We start from the raw sequence: 16,383 nt of genomic DNA, 5'->3' as shown, positions 1-16,383 counted from the left end.
GAAAAAAAGAAAAGGAGAGAAAGAGAATGATATAATTTTGCCTGAAATTGATTAAAGAATGCGAGGACACAGACATGAAGGAAAAAATTACGGAATGCAGCATCCGTTTATTTGAGAAAAAGGGATTCAGTGAAACATCCATACAGGATATTGTTGATGCTCTTGGCGTAACAAAAGGGACTTTTTATTATTATTTTGCAAGCAAAGAAGAACTGCTGATGAACATTCACAACAGATATATTGATGAACTATTAAACCAGCAGGAACGAATCATCTCTGATGAAACGAAATCAAGCAAAGAAAAGCTGTTTGAGATCGTTTATGCGTTAATCGGCAACATCAGACAGGCCGGAGCCAGTGCAAAAGTGTTCTTCAGGGAAATCAAAAACCTGAACGAAGAGCGCCTCTCCCTGATTATTCCTAAACGGGACCGTTTCCGCTTTAATCTGGAGCAGTTGATCCATGACGGCATTGAAAACGGTGAATTTCGTTCTGACCTGAACGAATCCATCGTTACGTTTGGAATTCTTGGCGCAGCTAACTGGAGCTATCAATGGTTCAATCCGGATGGAATGATGTCAGAAAGAGAAGTAGCCGAAATATTTGTAGAAATGATTCTAAATGGCATAGCACATAGAAATTGATACTAAATAACGGGAGGCTATACGATGAAAGCAGAAGATGTACAGCAGATTACTGTATTAGGTGCAGGCCAAATGGGACATCAGATCGCCATGCTGTGCGCGCTTGGCGGATTTGAAACTGTCATACAGGACGTGCAGGAACTGGCGCTTTCCAAAGCAGAGAGCAAACTCAATGCCATTATGGACAGATGGGTGACTAAAGGAAAGCTTTCTGACGATCAGAAAGAAGCGGCTTTTCAGCGCCTTCGTTTCACAACAAGCTTTGAAGATGCGGTCAGAAATACCGATTTTGTGATTGAAGCTGTTGTGGAAAAACTGGAAGTGAAGCGGGAAGTGTTTGCAAAGCTTGAGCAGTTGGCGCCTGAGCATACCATTTTTGCAACCAACAGTTCAACAATCGTCAATAGTCTGATTGCTTCAGAGACAAACCGTGCGGAGAAGGTAGTTAACATGCATTTCTTTTTCCCGCCTCTCGTGATGGATTGTGTGGAAGTGGTGATGAGTGACCAAACATCCAAAGAAACGGCTCAGCTGACGATGGAGATTTGCAAGCGGATCAACCGTACCGCAGTTCTGCTTAAAAAAGAGATTTCGGGTTTTATTGCCAACCGTATTTTGGGTGCGCTGCAGAAAGAAGCCGTTTACCTGTATGAACAAGGAATCGCTGACTATAAAGACATCGATATCATCTGCTGTAAAGCATTGAACCACCCGATCGGACCATTTGAACTTATGGACTTATCCGGCATCGATGTCGGCTACTATGTCATGGAACAGCGCTATAAAGAGACGGGCGATCCAGAAGACAAGCCGTTTGCCTGCATTGAAGAGAAGGTGAAGCAAGGCCATTTAGGGAGAAAAACCGGCAAAGGCTGGTACAACTATGAAACTGATGGAGTGAAACTATAATGGGAAAATATCTTGAGGTAGTAAAAGACAATCATCTCGCTGTCATTACGATAAACAATCCGCCACTGAATGTATTGAGCAGAGCCGTATTCCAGGAGCTTGATGATACGTTCATGGAGTTGGAACATGACCGGGAAACGGTAGCTGTTGTACTAACGGGAGAGGGAGAAAAAGCATTCGTTGCTGGAGCCGACATTAAAGAGTTTCCTCAGATGATGGGGAACCCTGATATGAGGGCACAAGTGATGGAGGTCCATTATATCCTAAACCGAATTGATTCTTTTCCAAAGCCTACGATCGCTGTCCTGAACGGCTTGACACTCGGAGGCGGCTGCGAACTTGCCCTTTCATGCGATATGAGGATTGCGGAGGAACACAGCCAGATCGGATTGCCTGAAGTTACCCTCGGTTTATTTCCTGGCGGGGGAGGAACACAGCGTCTTCCCCGCTTAGTGGGAGAAGCGAAAGCAAAAGAAATGATGTTTACAGGGGAACCGATTTCAGCAGCCGCAGCTGAACGAATCGGACTGGTCAATAAGGTAGTTCCTTCCGGTGAAGGACTGGTCAGTGCCAAACAGTTGGCGAGTAAAATCACGCGCCACTCGCTTCAGGCTCTATCACGAATTAAACAATCGGTTGATGTAGGCATTAACAAATCCTTGAATGAAGGCATCGAAGTGGAAGCTTCTCTGTTTCAGGAAGTGTTCCAAACGGAAGATATTAAAGAGGGCGTTCAGGCATTTTTTGAAAAAAGAAAACCAGCCTTTCAGCATCGTTGATCGGTAAGAGGCAGAAAGTGAGGAAAGACATGCATGAAATTGAACTGACGGTACGGTTCTGTGAAACGGATGCCCTGGGCCACATTAACAACACGAGTTATTTTATTTATCTGGAAGAAGCGAGGGTCCGCTGCTTTGAAACCCTCGGCCTTGAAATGAACACGAACGAATGGAGCTTTATTCTTGCTTCCACAAAATGTGACTTCATGGCACAAGGTTATTTTAACGAAAGACTAGTGGTGCGGACCGGGGTATCAAAAATCGGAACAAAAAGCTTTACATTGGAACACGATATCTATAAAGCAGAAACCGAGGAGTTAGTTGCGAGAGGGAATGCAGTCATTGTGTATTTTGACTTTAAAACACAGCAGACTGCTCATATACCAGAATTTCTGCGCGACGCATTGAAAGAGAATCTAGTATTGCAGACTCAAGAGTCAGAATCTTGAAATAAATGAATCGAGGAGGAGGAAGACATGAGTAAGGATACGATAGCCGTTCGCCAGGGAGAAGAACTGGATCTTGCTGCTCTTGAGCGTTTCCTTAGGCATTCAATGGATGAATTGCCGGAAGAGGCGCTGGAAATCCTGCAGTTCTCCGGTGGCCATTCCAATTTGACGTATCAGCTCAAAATGGGAGAATGGGAAGCCGTTCTGCGGAGGCCGCCGCTTGGCCCCGTTGCGCCAAAAGCCCACGATATGGAGCGGGAATTCCGTATTCTGTCTGAGATTCATGAAATGTTCCCGCCTGCTCCAAAGCCTCTTCTTTTTTCAAAAGGAGAGGAGATCGTTGGCCGACCGTTTTTCTTGATGGAAAGAAAACACGGAATCGTAGTTGATACCTCTTTTCCGAAGGGAGTCCAGGTGACTCGGCATCTATGCGGCCAGATTTCCAGTGAGATGGTGAATCAGCTTGTCCAGCTGCATGCCATTGACTACAAAAAAACAGGATTATCTGAAATCAGCAAGCCTGATGGGTTCATGGAACGGCAGGTGCATGGATGGATATCCAGGTATGATCGTTCGAAAACCGATGATATTCCGGAAGTGAAGCATTTGACCACATGGCTTGCGGACCATATCCCAACACAGCAGCCCGCTTCCATGATCCATTATGATTACAAGCTCAATAACAGTATGTTTGATCAGCGCTTGAACCACATGACAGGATTGTTTGACTGGGAGATGAGTACGGTTGGAGACCCTCTCGCCGATCTTGGAGTCGCCATGGGATACTGGATTGAAGCCGATGATCCCGATCTTTTGAAAACGGGACTGGGAAAACCGCCTGTAACCACTATGGAAGGTTTTTTTACGAGGGAACAGTTTATAGAGGAATATGCTAAAAAAAGCGGTAGAGACGTTAGCGCAATCAATTTTTACTTAACGTTCGCCTATTTCAAACTAGCTGTTATCTGCCAGCAAATCTATTACCGGTATAAAAAAGGGCAAACCGAGGATGCCCGCTTTTCACAATTTCATCACTTTGTCAAAAGCTTGATCCTGCATGCCTCCCATACTGCTTTTGGACAATGAGGTGAAGAGATGAAAGTCCATTTGCTTTTGAAAAAGGAAGAGATCCATTCTGAAAAGATGGCTGAAAATAACAAAATTGCCGTGGTACTTGATGTCTTGTTGGCGACCACGACCATCGTATCTGCGTTGTATCAAAGAGCAAAAGATGTAATTCCTGTGAAAGACCACAAAGAAGCGCGGGAGTTATCAAAAATGTTCCAAAAGGGAGATTACCTTCTGGCCGGAGAGCTGCATGCCAAACCAATTGACGGTTTTCTATATCCGAGCCCTTTATTGCTCAGCCGCCAAGTCCAGGGAAAAACACTTATCTTATCCACGACGAACGGCACAGTGGCTCTTCGAAAAACAGCAGGGGCACAAAAAGTATATATTTCTTCTTTACTGAATAATACAGCGACTGCTAAGGCTTTGTTACATCACAATAGTTCGAGTACGATCGTTATCATCTGCTCCGGCAATTACGGAGAGGTGAGCCTCGAGGATGTATATGGAGCAGGACATCTCATTACGGCGTTAGTTGAGCTGGGTGGAGAACCGCTGCAGCTGAGTGACGCTGCCCAAACGGCCTACTATCTGTATAAAGGAAACAGACAGAATGCTTATCAGGTTCTTCAGTCGTCCTATGTTGGAAATTTATTTGCCAGATACGGCTTATTTGACGACTTGGATTTTGCCTCTGCTGTCGATGCAGCCCCTGTTGTTGCGGTGCTGAAGGATGGGAAAGCCACCATTGAACAAGCGCACGCCCAACAGCAATCTTAAACACAGAAAGGGAGGGAACTTTCATGGCACAAACCGGTACGAGAGTGAAAGGCTCCGGATTTTTATTTTCATCCATAGATTTGGAGCACTTGTTTACCCCGGAGGATTTCACTGAAGAACATGTGATGATCAAGGCAACGGCCAGGCAATTTATTGAAAAAGAAGTCGGACCTTATCGTGAAAACATCGAGAGCCAGGATTTTAAACGGATTGTTTCTTTATTAAAAAAAGCAGGGGAGCTTGGCCTTTTGGCTCACAGTATTCCTGAACAATACGGCGGGCTGGGCCTCGATAAGATCAGCAAGGGCATCGTCGGTGAGATGGTCGGCCCTTCAAGCGCATACGGCGTAGCGCATTCCAATCATACGTGTATCGCCACACTGCCAATCACCTATTTCGGTACACCAGACCAAAAGAAAAAATACCTTCCGAAAATGGCATCAGGTGAATTCCTAGGTGCCTATTGTCTGACAGAACCGAATGCCGGCTCAGATGCCTTGGCCGCGCAAACGACAGCAGTCCTGAACGAGGAAGGCACTCATTATGTTTTAAACGGTACAAAAATCTATATTACCAACGCTGTTTTTTCAGACACCTTTATCGTGTATGCCAAAGTGGATGGATCGAAATTTACAGCCTTTATTGTTGAAAAGGATTTTCCAGGCTTAGCACTTGGACCCGAAGAAAATAAAATGGGGATCAAAGGTTCATCGACCCGGTCGGTTATTCTTGAAGATTGTCTCGTACCCGTGGAAAACCTGCTTGGCGATATCGGAAAAGGCCATGTTATCGCCTTAAATGTCCTGAACCTTGGAAGATTTAATCTCGGATCCGCCACCATGGGAGCTGCAAAATACGGGTACCAGAAAGCGGTACAGTTTATTCAGGAACGTAAACAATTTAAGCAGCGGATCGCTGACTTTCCAGCTACGAAAGAAAAAATCTCCAAACTGGCTGCCCGCCTGTATGCGGCAGAATCTCTCCAGTACCGGACGGCAAGCTTAATTGAAGATGCTCTTCGAGATCTGAATGATTCTTCTGATTTGAAAACTGTCGGAACACGGTTGAGTGAATACTCCACAGAATGTGCGATCTGTAAAGTCTATGGATCGGAAACATTGGATTATATCGCTGATGAAGCGCTTCAGCTGCATGGCGGTGCAGGATTTATAAAAGAATACGGGATTGAACAGATGTACAGAGACTCAAGGATCAACCGTATCTTTGAAGGTACGAACGAAATTAACCGGCTGCTCATTCCAACCCACCTTTTTAGAAAGGCAATAAAAGGGGAGATCGACCTTCAAACCTCTATCCAAGGTGCGGTCCGGTCCTTGCAGCAGGCGAAGGAACAAGGCACCTCCCTTATGGCTGCAGAACGGCACGCTATAGAAACCATACGCCATCTGTTCCTTCTCTCTGCAGGTATAGCCTATGAAGCATTTGGTGATGGACTGATTCAGGAACAGGAGGCTTTAATGGCACTCGCTGATTTAGCCATAAACCTTTATGCAGCTGAATCTTCTGTATTCCGTACTTTGAAAGCCGTCAAGAAAAGCGGGGCTGAAAAGGCAGCCCTCAAAACAGCCCTGACCCACACGATATTAGAAGACAGTCTGTGGGAAGCTGAAATGCTGGCACGCAAGCTTGTCCACGAACTGACGGATGGTGAGAAAACAAATCAGCTTGTATTGTTGATCACGCAATCTTGTAACTGCTGTCATCAATTTGGGAAAAGTGTCGCTAGAAACCGCATGATCGCAGAGAAACAATATGAAGCAAATACTTTTATTTGCTAAAGGAGCAGGGTTATGAAGTTCACGCACTCTATTGCCCTAATCACCGGAGCCGGCAGCGGAATAGGGCAAGCCGCTGCAATCAAACTGGCGAAAGAGGGATCCAAAGTGATTTTAGTCGGCCGGACAAAGTCTAAACTGGAAAACACGTCGGCAGAGATCAGCAAAATTCCCAATGCTCAGGCAGCGGGAATTTTCACAGCAGATGTAACGAGTGAAAAAGAAGTTGAGGGATTGGCAGAACACGTCCAATCGCAATTTGGTGAGCTGCACGTGCTGATCAATAATGCAGGCGGCAGCTCCCAAACAAGAATCATGGAAACTGCTGCCAGTGAATGGGATCACGTACAAAGCGCCAACTTAAAGAGCGTGTTTCTCGTTTCTCGTATGCTAGGAAAAATCATGATTGATGGTGCCAAAAAAGAAACAAAACGGCAGAACCGGGCCATTGTCAATGTAGCCTCCCTTTCCGGACATCAGGCAGGTGCCCATATTCCTCATTACAGTGCTGCAAAAGCCGGTGTCATCAATTTTACGAGAGCACTTGCCTTGGAACTATCCCCTTATTGCATCCGGGTCAACTCTGTTTCTCCCGGTTTTATTGAAACACCGCTCACAGAAGAAGGCCTTGAGAATGAACAATTTGTAAGAGCCATCAAAAAAAATACCGCATTAAAAAGGGTCGGCAAGCCGGAGGAGATTGCCAATATTATATCTTTTCTAGCATCGAGTGAAGCTTCTTATATGACAGGATCAGACGTACTAGCTGACGGCGGCTGGCTCATTATGTAATTAAAGGAGGAGAAAATAATGAATCAAGAACACCTTTTAGTAGAATCCGAGGGTCCGATAATGATCCTCACCTTAAACAGACCGGAGAGTTTAAATTCCTTCAGCGAGGAAATGATCACCGGGTTGACCGATGCATGCGCTGAAGCACAAAACCGAGAAGATATAAAAGTCATCGTGCTCAAGGGAGCTGGTCGCTCTTTCAGTGCAGGCGGTGATGTCAAAACGATGGGGAAGGCGACTTCCAATGATGTGTATCACCATATCGGCAAACTCAACCGCTGCATCCTGGCGATGAAAGAAACGGAGATTCCGATCATTGCTGCTGTCCACGGATTTGCTGCGGGGGCCGGCTTTAACCTTGCGATGGCCTGCGACTTAATCGTCTCTGCAGAAGACAGCAAATTTGCGCTGAGTTTCTCACAGGTCGGACTGATCTCTGATGGAGGAGGCTCTTACTTCCTGCCTAAGCTCATCGGGCCTCATCTAGCAAAACAGTTCTTTTTCAGCGCCGAGCCGATTTCAGCAGAGAGACTTTACCAACTAGGAGTAATCAATTACCTGGCTCCACTTGAAAGGCTGGAGGCTGAAGTGTTCAAATTGGCTGCTAAACTGGCAAACGGTCCTGTGGCAGCCTTTGGAAAGATGAAAAAGCTTATTGATGCTTCCTATCAATCTACCCTTGAAGAGATTCTTGAGCAGGAACGTTTAAACCAGACACTTATGATCTCAACAGAAGATCATCAAGAAGGCATTTCGGCGTTTAAAGAAAAAAGACAGCCCGTGTTTACCGGCAAATAGGAGGATGACGATGAAAGCAGTACGATTTAAAGAATATGGCGGACCGCAAGTGCTGGAGAATGTTGAACTCGACAAACCTGTTCCTAAAGGACATGAAGTACTGATTGAAATCCATGCTGTCGGCGTGAATTATGCGGATACGGCACGCAGAGAAGGCCAATATGTCATTCCTACACCTTTGCCATTTGTTCCTGGAGCTGAAGTCGCAGGGGTCGTTGTTGAAACAGGAGAGAAATCCGCTCACATAAAACCTGGCACAAGGGTCGTGACCTTAATCGAATCCGGTGGCTACGCAGAATATGCGCTGGCTGATGGAAGATTTGTAATACCGATTGATGACCATCTCGATTTTCAGCAGGCTGCCGCATTGCCTCTGCAGGGATTAAGCGCCTACCATATTCTTAAAACGATGGGAAGGCTTGAAGAAGGAGAAACGGTGCTCGTTCATGCGGCAGGCGGAGGAGTCGGAACGATCGCTGTCCAGCTTGCGAAGCTTTTTGGAGCCGGAAAAATCATAGCAACTGCCAGTTCTGAGGACAAGCTGGAACTTGCGGTGCAGATGGGCGCTGATGTGGCAGTCAACTATACGGAGGATGGCTGGGAAAATAAAGTTCTCGAAGCAACAGATGGCAAAGGCGTAGATGTTGCTCTAGAAATGGCAGGAGGCGATGTGTTCCATAAGACACTGAAATGTCTCGCTGTGTTTGGCAGGATTGTTGTTTATGGTGTCGCTAGCGGGGAGCCAAGCAAATTTTATCCTTCGAACCTTATGGGAAAAAATCAATCCGTGATAGGATTTTTCCTTCCGCAGATCATGAAAAGGCCTGACCTGTTAAAGCCAAGCCTTCAGGAGCTGTTTACGTATCTGGCTCAAGGCAAGCTGAAACTGACCATCGGTGAAGTTTTCCCTTTAAGAGAGGCTGCACAGGTTCATGACCTCATGCAGTCAAGAAAGACAAAAGGAAAGCTGCTGTTAAAGCCATAATAACAGAGATGAACATACACAATTAAAAAAGAAAAATATGCCTTTTCATCAGTGAAGAAAGCTTCAGGAAGAAGAAAAATTGTAAGATGAGGCAGTTTCTGGACGATGAATTCAATGGTGGAAACGGTGACAGGTCCTATCTCTGTTAGACATTGATTCATGATTATTCCATATTTGGCTATTCCGGCTTAACGGAGACGTAACTCTGGGGAGATTTAATGAAGAAGAGGCACTGCTCATGGAGAATTGGACACCTGCTCATCTTTTCCTCAACATCCTGCCTGAATTAAAGGAAAGAGGAGTGACCATTATGCAATTTGAAAAAATGTTTAATGAGAATGCCAAAGGTCTTTTCAGCGGGGTGACAGAGAACGTCATTTCTTTATAACAGCATGCTAAAAGACAGCGGATATCCGCTGTCTTTTTTATGATAATTGAATGGCATCTTCAACAGGATAGAGGGATAGATCAATATCCAGTTCCATCTCTAACGCCAGTTTAGCAAGCTGCTCCCCGATAAAAGGACCCATCGTTAGCCCTGAAGCACCGAGTCCGTTGGCAAACAGAATTCCTTCCCAGCCAGGCAGTTTCCCAATCACAGGCAGAAATCCTGGAGTAAATGGGCGAAAGCCTGCTCGAGCCTCGGTGAATGAGGCATCAGACAGACCCGGAGCGGTTTCTAATCCTTTATTAAATACTTCATGCAGACCTCCGGCTGTAATACGATGGTCATAGCCATCAGGATCGTTTTCATGAGTCGCCCCGATAATGATGCGGCCATCCTCGAGCGCCAGCACGTATTGATCACTGGGCGGCATCACAACAGGCCAATGATTCGTGTCAGTATCACGAAACTGCAGATGAACGATCTGCGCTTTTTGATACGTTACGTTCATATGGATTCCCAATGGTTCAAACAGCGCATTCGCCCACGCTCCTGCACATACGATAACCTTGTCCGCTTCTATCGATTCGCCACCGGCTTTAACACCGGTTACTCTATTTCCGCTGAATAGGAGGGAGGCATCATCCTTCACCAAGAGAGCTCCATTTTTTTGTGCGCCGCGAAGCAAAGCATCACGAAGAGCACGTCCATCAACCCGTGCCGCGCCGCTCACATGCACGGCACCATATTCTTCTTTTAGAGCAGGGAACAGAGCTTGAGCTGCCTCAGGAGTCAGGATTTTTATTTCTCCCATCTCTGGTGCTTCTTCTTTCCGTTTCAACGCACGTTCTTCCATCTTCCTCAGTTTTTCATGGTCATGATGCAGGCTGACGGCACCTACACGAGCATAGCCTGTTTCTGTTTCACCATCTGCTCGCAGCTGTTCAATTAAAGCCGGATAAAAGGCTGCGCCGTTTTTAGCCAGTGCATACCATGCTTTATTCCGCCTCTGAGACAGCCATGGGCAGATGATGCCTGCTGCAGCATCTGTAGCTTGCCCTTGGTGTTTCCGGTCGACAACGATGACCTCAGCACCTTTTTTGCTTAAAAGATAAGCGGCAGACGCCCCGAGGATTCCTGCACCGACGATAACATATCTTTGCATTTTTTCAGCATCCTTTACTTGGTTGATCCATTTCTATTATAACCGAATCATTGAATAGAGAAAAAAGTCCATTTTATGTATAATAAGAGGTGTTGAACGGTAAGTTGTGTTATTGAAAATGAAGTTGAAAGAGAGTGGAACATAATGGGACGTAAGTGGAACAACATTAAAGAGAAAAAAGCGTCAAAAGATGCCAATACGAGCCGCATCTACGCTAAATTTGGCCGTGAGATCTACGTGGCGGCAAAGCAGGGAGAACCAGATCCTGAATCCAATCAGGCATTAAAAGTCGTTCTTGAGCGTGCAAAAACATACAGTGTGCCTAAAAATATCATCGACCGTGCCATTGAAAAGGCGAAGGGCGGATCGGATGAAACGTATGACGAGCTTCGTTACGAAGGATTCGGCCCAAATGGTTCAATGGTCATCGTTGACGCGCTAACAAATAATGTGAACCGGACGGCTGCGGATGTGCGTGCGGCCTTCACGAAAAATGGCGGGAACATGGGTGTTTCCGGCTCAGTGGCCTATATGTTTGATGCGACAGCCGTATTTGGCATCGAAGATAAAACGGAAGAGGAAGTACTGGAAATCTTAATGGAAGCGGATGTTGACGCCCGTGACATTATTGAAGAAGACGGTTCTGTCATCGTGTATGCAGAGCCTGACCAATTCCATTCTGTACAAGAAGCATTCAAGAATGTCGGGATTACTGAATTTACAGTAGCCGAGCTTACCATGCTGGCACAAAATGACCTGTCCCTTCCTGAAGATGCACAGAATCAATTTGAGAAAATGATCGATGCGATCGAAGACTTGGAAGATGTTCAGCAGGTTTACCACAACGTAGACCTTAGTGAATAAAAAGAAAAAGCAGACCTTCAATTGCAAGGTCTGCTTTTTTGTTATTGTTATGTATTCTACTATGCACTTTTAGACAAAGGAGTATTCGATAATTTCCTTTTCTTGAATTTCAATCCAAGATAGTGAACAACCCAGCGGTCCATACCGATTCGCCCAGCATTTGCTCCTGCAGCCAGAAGGATCATGCCTGCTAGAACCATTTGCGGGTTGACAGATGTTGTACCGGAGAATAAATATGCAAAGTTCATTGTAAGCCCCATGAGAACCGCTAAACTAGTAAACATACCTAACAGGAGCCCAAGACCTACCAAAAATTCTCCCCAGGGAATGAGCGCATTAAAGATTTCAGCATTCGGCAGAGCGACTTGCCGCAAGAAATCACCCCACCAGGGCTGAACAGCAGGATGATCACTAGAAACTTGCTTAAGAGCCCCCAGCATAAAACCACTGGCATCAAAATGTCCGCTGCTGATTTTTTCCCATCCTGCCTGAACCCACTTAACTCCTAGATACAACCGAAGAAGTGTAAGCACATAAGAGGCTAAACGATTTTCACTTAACCATTGAATAAACATAGAATTTCTCCTAAACAACAAATGATAACGATTATCATTTTCACGTCAAATTCTAACTTGGTCAATGCGATAAAAATTGTCCGGCCGCATTACTTTTTCGTTCCTGGCCCGCTTTCGCTTTTCTTTGCATTCTTCCATCTTTTTCAGAATAAAATCTCTCAGATTGAATATAGTTTACTAGAAACGGACGGAAGAAGGTGAATTCTATGAGACTTCAAGCAGTGTACTTTTGGATTCTCATCATGATCTCTACGACAGGGTTCAGTTATCTTTATTTATCATCGCTATTTACTGTTGGGTTCCTTGTTACCGGGCTCATCATGGTGTGTTTAGCCTACATTGCCATTGATCTTAAAGAGGAGGAGGAATGGGATGAGAGACAGCAATAACGGCTTGTTTTCAACGGGTATAAAGGTTTCTCTCCTTAGCATTCTTCTATTCTTTGTAGCGGGATTTATATCATCCGCAGAAATTAAGTTCGATGTATCTTCGTCCCTTGTTAAAAAGTGGTTTAATAACTTTACAACGGAAGCCTTGGTATATGCCATCGGATCAGAGAATCCTTATTATACACAGGTACTTCCAAAAGAGAGCAAACCGCCAGCCGCTTCTTCCATCATGCTGCAGCTAATGACCAACCTGAGGCCAGGGGACCCGCGAAGTTTGATCGGAACGGAACTGCCGGGCTTTGCGATCTATGATTCAGAGATTTATATTGCCGGAAAAGGGACAACCTATTCTACATTGCCGATTGAACCAACATTGCCCCTTCAGGAAATTCTAAAGCCGAACGAACCGAATAAAAAGAATGTGAATATCGATAACCCGAACGAAGATATTCCTCCGCCCAAATTAAAAACGAAAGGCCAGGTCGTTTATATTTACCATTCACACAGCTATGAATCATTCAGGCCGATCCTGCAAGGAGGCAAATTTACAAGTTCCAATCCAAAGACCAACATTATAGCGGTAGGTGACCGGTTAAAACAGGATCTGGAGAGCAGAGGGATTGGCGTAGACCATGACACCACTAACGTAGGGGAAAAGTTAAATGCCAGAAAGTGGACTACCAATCGAGCGTATGCTCTGTCACGAGAAACCGTCCAGCATGCCGTCTCACAAGACCGTGATCTATCTTACCTAATTGACATCCATCGTGATTCTCAGCCAAGGAAAATGACAACGATCTCTATCAACAACCAGCCTTATGCGCGATTATGTTTTATCGTTGGAAGGGAACATCCGTCTTTTGAAAAGAACCTTCAGATCGCAGAAGAACTGAACAGTCTTGTAAATAAAAAGTATCCTCATCTCAGCCGGGGGGTCATTATTAAGAATAAATCCCAAGGCAACGGCATCTACAACCAGGATCTTTCGAACAACGCCATGCTGATTGAAATGGGAGGAATCGATAACGACTTCCGTGAACTGTACAGAACCGCAGATGCTTTTGCAGATGTGTTCAGCAGCTTTTACTGGCAGGCAGAAAAGGTAAATGGGAATGCGGATTAGAATATAGTGAGAGGAGCTGTTTCAGCGGCTCTTTTTTATGAAAGATGAAGGGGGATAAGAATGAATCGGATCGAATATGAATGGGTCAAACAGACGAGAGAAATTCTTTTGAAATTTTGTGATGAGCTTCAACCTGAAGATTTCACAAGACACATTGATGGGTTCGGCTTCCAAAGTGTGCGGGATTCACTGCTTCATGTTGCAAACTGCTATCATGGATGGCTCGGTTCCTATATTTTATTGCAGACGAAAACGCCTCTGACACCAAAAGAAAACATTTCAAAAACAAGTTTGGAAGAAATTAAACAGAGATTTATCCAGGCTGATGCCTATGTTGATGATGTCCTTAATGATTTGGATGGGCAGATGGATGAGCTTATCATAAGAGCCATTCCTTGGAGAGAGCATGGAGAACCTATTTCCATTTCAGCTGCACAGCTTCTTCTGCATGTGGTAACACACGAATACCATCATAAAGGCCAAATTATGGCGATGGCCAGACACATGGGTTATGAACCGCCCAATACAGATGTGCTGGGGGTTGGGGATTAATCAAATTTTTAATTATTGTACGAAGAGCATTTTCATTGTATATGAAATGCTCTTTTTTCATGGTAAAAACCAACATTCCGGCAATCAGATAAATTTAACAATTTCACGTACCGTATTTTAAATATTTAAAAAATAAAAATTATATTTAAAGATTTAAACTCAAAATCTACCTATTTTGACAATTACATCGTTATTTTTCAAAATTCCATCATTGACTCGCAAGTAACTTATCGATATAATGTCAGAAAATATAACATTGAATTGTAAGGGGTATTTACATGTTAGTACGTGATGAAGTAAATCCAAATATTAACATTCAAATTTCACCATCAGAACTTTTAAAAATGCTGCAATTCATGAAAACAAAAAAAGAACAAGAAATTGAACGGATTAAAAACAAGATTAATAAATACGTCCAAAAGAAAAATGCCGAAGATGCCTTTTATCAATCACTATCCCCTTTTCGAAAATTATTTACAGGCCGTTCTCCCAGCCATCATCAAGCAGTTGAATACATTGCACATGTAAAAGAACCACTTAAACAAATTGATAAATTAAAACAAGGTTTATTTGAGCTGGATCATTCCATCCATGGTCTAAAAGAAGAACCATCAAAAGATGAGATTATCCTTTCACGCACTATTATTGGGGAAATAAAGATGAATCGGAAATCGGGGAAGGAAACAACATGACCATTCACACACTAAATACAGGGTTAGATACCATTTGGGTTGTCCTGACTGCAGCTATGATTATACTAATGGAGGGTGGTTTCGCTCTATTAGAAGCCGGATTCGTCAGACATAAGAATAACGTTAATATTCTCATGAAGGTATTTGCAGACATTACAATCGGTACCCTTTGTTTTTACCTTATTGGGTTTGGTTTAATGTATGGAAAGGATTTGTCGGGCTTAATTGGAAGTAACGGATTTATGATAAAAGGAGATCTCTCACATTTACACTTTTTAATTTCTGTTGATACCTTTTGGTTATTCCAAGCAGCGTTTGTTATTGCCGTCATTTCCATTGTATCTGGCGCTGTTGCTGAGCGTATTAATTTCCGTGCCTACATTCTTTATGCCGTTATCATGACAACCTTTATTTACCCGGTTGCAGGCCACTGGGTCTGGGGCGGAGGATGGCTCGGAAAGCTTGGAATGCAGGACTTTGCAGGTTCTGCGGTTATTCATGCACTAGGTGGTTTTTCTGCTTTAGCCGCAGCAATATTTATCGGTCCTCGAAAAGGAAAATTCACTCCCCAAGGAGTTAGTACAGTCTCCTTGCCAAGTAATCTTCCCTTAGCATCTGTAGGCGCCTTCTTACTTTGGTTTGGATGGTTTGGTTTTAATGCGGGAAGTACGTTAAGTGCCACTGATGCCAGAATTGGACATATTGCCATTGTAACCATGCTGTCAGCAGCATCAGGCGGTGCAGCAACAATGCTTTATACCCTTTTTCGTTATAAGCGCTCTGATGCCCCTTCGGTTATTAATGGATCATTGGCTGGGTTGGTAGGGATCACAGCAGGATGTGCTTTTGTCAGTGATCCTTTTGCTATCCTTATTGGAGCTGTATCTGGTCTGCTTATGCTTTTCGCCACTTATTGGTTAGAGATCAAAAGGATTGATGATCCTGTAGGCGCGTTTCCCGTCCACGCGGTTTCAGGAATATGGGGAACCATAGCGGTAGGGTTGTTTGCAACAGATAAAGGTCTTATTACGACAGGTAACTGGCACCTGTTAAGCGTTCAGCTTTTAGGATTACTCGTCTTGTGCATATGGGGTTTTGTCTTAACCTGGATGGGACTTAAATTGATTCAATTTTGGATACCTGTCCGCTCAACTGAAGAAGAGGAAGAGGTTGGATTAGATATTAGCTACCACGGTATGGTAGCCGCTTTTCAGGAACAAGAGTTTATCAAATACGAAAGTAATTACCTCCATCATAAAGATGATGATTAATAGTATGAATATTGAACCAAAGGCACATACCCACCTTCATTTTAAGTTGCAGGTGGCTTAGTGTAAAATTACCTGAATTTTCTTGACATTTGTTGATGAAGTAATGCATAATATTCTTTAAAATTATCTGGTGCGTTAATAGGGGCCAGTAAATATGTTATCAGGCGAAAGAGAGTGGAATTCATCAGGCTGAGAGATTCCATCGCTGAAGAAACAATTGAACCTACCCCTTGAGCTGCTAGGCGAATAACCTGGCCGTTTCCCTCGTTACGGGTTTTAAGAGAGTATCATCTGCCTAGATGATACTAATAAAGGTGGTACCGCGGATGACAGACTCTTTCCGTCCTTTTTTTAAGGATGGGAAGGG

At 44.3% G+C, this 16,383-nt stretch carries 19 protein-coding genes and 1 other annotated feature; of the genes, 17 read left to right on the top strand and 2 right to left on the bottom strand.

Annotated features, from left to right (window positions below; all coding sequences use genetic code 11):
- Positions 1–74 precede the first annotated feature (74 nt).
- The 11 genes from OKX00_RS11675 (at position 75) to OKX00_RS11625 (ending at position 9,388) form a co-directional block, all read left to right on the top strand.
- Positions 75–644, top strand: a complete 570-nt coding sequence (locus OKX00_RS11675) for a TetR/AcrR family transcriptional regulator (RefSeq protein ID WP_053354223.1) — start codon at positions 75–77, stop codon at positions 642–644.
- 24 nt (positions 645–668) lie between these two features.
- Positions 669–1,553 carry a 3-hydroxyacyl-CoA dehydrogenase family protein gene (locus tag OKX00_RS11670; protein WP_265407477.1) on the top strand — a complete coding sequence of 295 codons (885 nt, stop codon included), beginning with the start codon at positions 669–671 and terminating at the stop codon, positions 1,551–1,553.
- Positions 1,553–2,332 (top strand): enoyl-CoA hydratase, encoded by a 780-nt coding sequence (locus tag OKX00_RS11665; protein WP_053354222.1) that lies wholly within the window; start codon positions 1,553–1,555, stop codon positions 2,330–2,332. Before OKX00_RS11670 ends, OKX00_RS11665 begins: the two co-directional genes overlap by 1 nt.
- A 29-nt stretch (positions 2,333–2,361) precedes the next feature.
- A complete protein-coding gene (locus OKX00_RS11660) occupies positions 2,362–2,781 on the top strand; it encodes an acyl-CoA thioesterase (RefSeq protein ID WP_265410529.1) in 420 nt (139 codons plus the stop codon).
- Between the two features lie 27 nt (positions 2,782–2,808).
- A complete protein-coding gene (locus OKX00_RS11655) occupies positions 2,809–3,867 on the top strand; it encodes a phosphotransferase family protein (RefSeq protein WP_265407476.1) in 1,059 nt (352 codons plus the stop codon).
- Positions 3,868–3,876: 9 nt separating this feature from the next.
- Positions 3,877–4,629: a 2-phosphosulfolactate phosphatase gene (locus OKX00_RS11650; protein WP_265407475.1), complete on the top strand. Its 753-nt coding sequence runs from the start codon at positions 3,877–3,879 to the stop codon at positions 4,627–4,629.
- A 23-nt stretch (positions 4,630–4,652) separates the two neighbouring features.
- Positions 4,653–6,428, top strand: a complete 1,776-nt coding sequence (locus tag OKX00_RS11645) for an acyl-CoA dehydrogenase family protein (RefSeq protein WP_265407474.1) — start codon at positions 4,653–4,655, stop codon at positions 6,426–6,428.
- 12 nt (positions 6,429–6,440) lie between these two features.
- Positions 6,441–7,217, top strand: a complete 777-nt coding sequence (locus tag OKX00_RS11640; RefSeq protein WP_265407473.1) for an SDR family NAD(P)-dependent oxidoreductase — start codon at positions 6,441–6,443, stop codon at positions 7,215–7,217.
- Positions 7,218–7,235: 18 nt separating this feature from the next.
- Positions 7,236–8,015, top strand: coding sequence for an enoyl-CoA hydratase/isomerase family protein (locus OKX00_RS11635; protein WP_265407472.1), 780 nt, complete (start codon positions 7,236–7,238; stop codon positions 8,013–8,015).
- A 10-nt stretch (positions 8,016–8,025) separates the two neighbouring features.
- A complete protein-coding gene (locus tag OKX00_RS11630; RefSeq protein ID WP_265407471.1) occupies positions 8,026–9,000 on the top strand; it encodes a quinone oxidoreductase family protein in 975 nt (324 codons plus the stop codon).
- A 238-nt stretch (positions 9,001–9,238) separates the two neighbouring features.
- Positions 9,239–9,388 carry a hypothetical protein gene (locus OKX00_RS11625; RefSeq protein ID WP_265407470.1) on the top strand — a complete coding sequence of 50 codons (150 nt, stop codon included), beginning with the start codon at positions 9,239–9,241 and terminating at the stop codon, positions 9,386–9,388.
- Between the two features lie 37 nt (positions 9,389–9,425).
- Here OKX00_RS11625 and OKX00_RS11620 read toward each other — a convergent pair whose 3' ends face one another.
- Positions 9,426–10,550 (bottom strand): NAD(P)/FAD-dependent oxidoreductase, encoded by a 1,125-nt coding sequence (locus OKX00_RS11620; RefSeq protein WP_265407469.1) that lies wholly within the window; start codon positions 10,548–10,550, stop codon positions 9,426–9,428.
- Between the two features lie 144 nt (positions 10,551–10,694).
- Here OKX00_RS11620 and OKX00_RS11615 point away from each other — a divergent pair, with 144 nt between their 5' ends.
- Complete coding sequence (locus tag OKX00_RS11615) at positions 10,695–11,414, top strand: YebC/PmpR family DNA-binding transcriptional regulator (RefSeq protein ID WP_265407468.1); 720 nt, start codon at positions 10,695–10,697, stop codon at positions 11,412–11,414.
- A gap of 59 nt (positions 11,415–11,473) precedes the next feature.
- Here the strand turns inward: OKX00_RS11615 and OKX00_RS11610 are convergent, their stop codons facing one another.
- Complete coding sequence (locus OKX00_RS11610; RefSeq protein WP_265407467.1) at positions 11,474–11,989, bottom strand: DoxX family membrane protein; 516 nt, start codon at positions 11,987–11,989, stop codon at positions 11,474–11,476.
- A gap of 206 nt (positions 11,990–12,195) precedes the next feature.
- Between OKX00_RS11610 and OKX00_RS11605 the strand changes: the two genes are divergently transcribed.
- The 5 genes from OKX00_RS11605 (at position 12,196) to OKX00_RS11585 (ending at position 16,016) form a co-directional block, all read left to right on the top strand.
- Positions 12,196–12,378 (top strand): hypothetical protein, encoded by a 183-nt coding sequence (locus OKX00_RS11605; protein WP_053354213.1) that lies wholly within the window; start codon positions 12,196–12,198, stop codon positions 12,376–12,378.
- Positions 12,362–13,501, top strand: a complete 1,140-nt coding sequence (locus OKX00_RS11600; RefSeq protein ID WP_265407466.1) for a stage II sporulation protein P — start codon at positions 12,362–12,364, stop codon at positions 13,499–13,501. The genes OKX00_RS11605 and OKX00_RS11600 overlap by 17 nt, the downstream gene beginning before the upstream one ends.
- A gap of 60 nt (positions 13,502–13,561) precedes the next feature.
- Positions 13,562–14,053: a DinB family protein gene (locus tag OKX00_RS11595; RefSeq protein ID WP_053354211.1), complete on the top strand. Its 492-nt coding sequence runs from the start codon at positions 13,562–13,564 to the stop codon at positions 14,051–14,053.
- Positions 14,054–14,331: 278 nt separating this feature from the next.
- Positions 14,332–14,745 (top strand): hypothetical protein, encoded by a 414-nt coding sequence (locus OKX00_RS11590; RefSeq protein WP_265407465.1) that lies wholly within the window; start codon positions 14,332–14,334, stop codon positions 14,743–14,745.
- Entirely contained in the window at positions 14,742–16,016 is a 1,275-nt protein-coding gene (locus OKX00_RS11585) for an ammonium transporter (RefSeq protein ID WP_265407464.1), read from the top strand. The genes OKX00_RS11590 and OKX00_RS11585 overlap by 4 nt, the downstream gene beginning before the upstream one ends.
- Before the next feature lie 126 nt (positions 16,017–16,142).
- Positions 16,143–16,367, top strand: a binding site (T-box leader).
- Positions 16,368–16,383: the final 16 nt, after the last annotated feature.

It is taken from the genome of Fictibacillus sp. KU28468 (genome assembly GCF_026153615.1).
Taxonomy (GTDB): Bacteria; Bacillota; Bacilli; order Bacillales; family Fictibacillaceae; genus Fictibacillus_C; species Fictibacillus_C marinisediminis.
Note: the sequence above shows the minus strand (reverse complement) of the source record. Positions and strands in the feature narration are given on the sequence as shown.

What these genes read in the sequence shown, in the direction of transcription:
- OKX00_RS11585 (WP_265407464.1), top strand. Translation starts at nt 14,742, where the DNA reads ATGACCATTCACACACTAAATACAGGGTTAGATACCATTTGGGTTGTC.
- OKX00_RS11645 (WP_265407474.1), top strand. Translation starts at nt 4,653, where the DNA reads ATGGCACAAACCGGTACGAGAGTGAAAGGCTCCGGATTTTTATTTTCA.
- OKX00_RS11655 (WP_265407476.1), top strand. Translation starts at nt 2,809, where the DNA reads ATGAGTAAGGATACGATAGCCGTTCGCCAGGGAGAAGAACTGGATCTT.
- OKX00_RS11665 (WP_053354222.1), top strand. Translation starts at nt 1,553, where the DNA reads ATGGGAAAATATCTTGAGGTAGTAAAAGACAATCATCTCGCTGTCATT.
- OKX00_RS11660 (WP_265410529.1), top strand. Translation starts at nt 2,362, where the DNA reads ATGCATGAAATTGAACTGACGGTACGGTTCTGTGAAACGGATGCCCTG.
- OKX00_RS11635 (WP_265407472.1), top strand. Translation starts at nt 7,236, where the DNA reads ATGAATCAAGAACACCTTTTAGTAGAATCCGAGGGTCCGATAATGATC.
- OKX00_RS11675 (WP_053354223.1), top strand. Translation starts at nt 75, where the DNA reads ATGAAGGAAAAAATTACGGAATGCAGCATCCGTTTATTTGAGAAAAAG.
- OKX00_RS11650 (WP_265407475.1), top strand. Translation starts at nt 3,877, where the DNA reads ATGAAAGTCCATTTGCTTTTGAAAAAGGAAGAGATCCATTCTGAAAAG.
- OKX00_RS11595 (WP_053354211.1), top strand. Translation starts at nt 13,562, where the DNA reads ATGAATCGGATCGAATATGAATGGGTCAAACAGACGAGAGAAATTCTT.
- OKX00_RS11590 (WP_265407465.1), top strand. Translation starts at nt 14,332, where the DNA reads ATGTTAGTACGTGATGAAGTAAATCCAAATATTAACATTCAAATTTCA.
- OKX00_RS11620 (WP_265407469.1), bottom strand. Translation starts at nt 10,550, where the DNA reads ATGCAAAGATATGTTATCGTCGGTGCAGGAATCCTCGGGGCGTCTGCC.
- OKX00_RS11625 (WP_265407470.1), top strand. Translation starts at nt 9,239, where the DNA reads ATGGAGAATTGGACACCTGCTCATCTTTTCCTCAACATCCTGCCTGAA.
- OKX00_RS11615 (WP_265407468.1), top strand. Translation starts at nt 10,695, where the DNA reads ATGGGACGTAAGTGGAACAACATTAAAGAGAAAAAAGCGTCAAAAGAT.
- OKX00_RS11670 (WP_265407477.1), top strand. Translation starts at nt 669, where the DNA reads ATGAAAGCAGAAGATGTACAGCAGATTACTGTATTAGGTGCAGGCCAA.
- OKX00_RS11630 (WP_265407471.1), top strand. Translation starts at nt 8,026, where the DNA reads ATGAAAGCAGTACGATTTAAAGAATATGGCGGACCGCAAGTGCTGGAG.
- OKX00_RS11605 (WP_053354213.1), top strand. Translation starts at nt 12,196, where the DNA reads ATGAGACTTCAAGCAGTGTACTTTTGGATTCTCATCATGATCTCTACG.
- OKX00_RS11610 (WP_265407467.1), bottom strand. Translation starts at nt 11,989, where the DNA reads ATGTTTATTCAATGGTTAAGTGAAAATCGTTTAGCCTCTTATGTGCTT.
- OKX00_RS11600 (WP_265407466.1), top strand. Translation starts at nt 12,362, where the DNA reads ATGAGAGACAGCAATAACGGCTTGTTTTCAACGGGTATAAAGGTTTCT.
- OKX00_RS11640 (WP_265407473.1), top strand. Translation starts at nt 6,441, where the DNA reads ATGAAGTTCACGCACTCTATTGCCCTAATCACCGGAGCCGGCAGCGGA.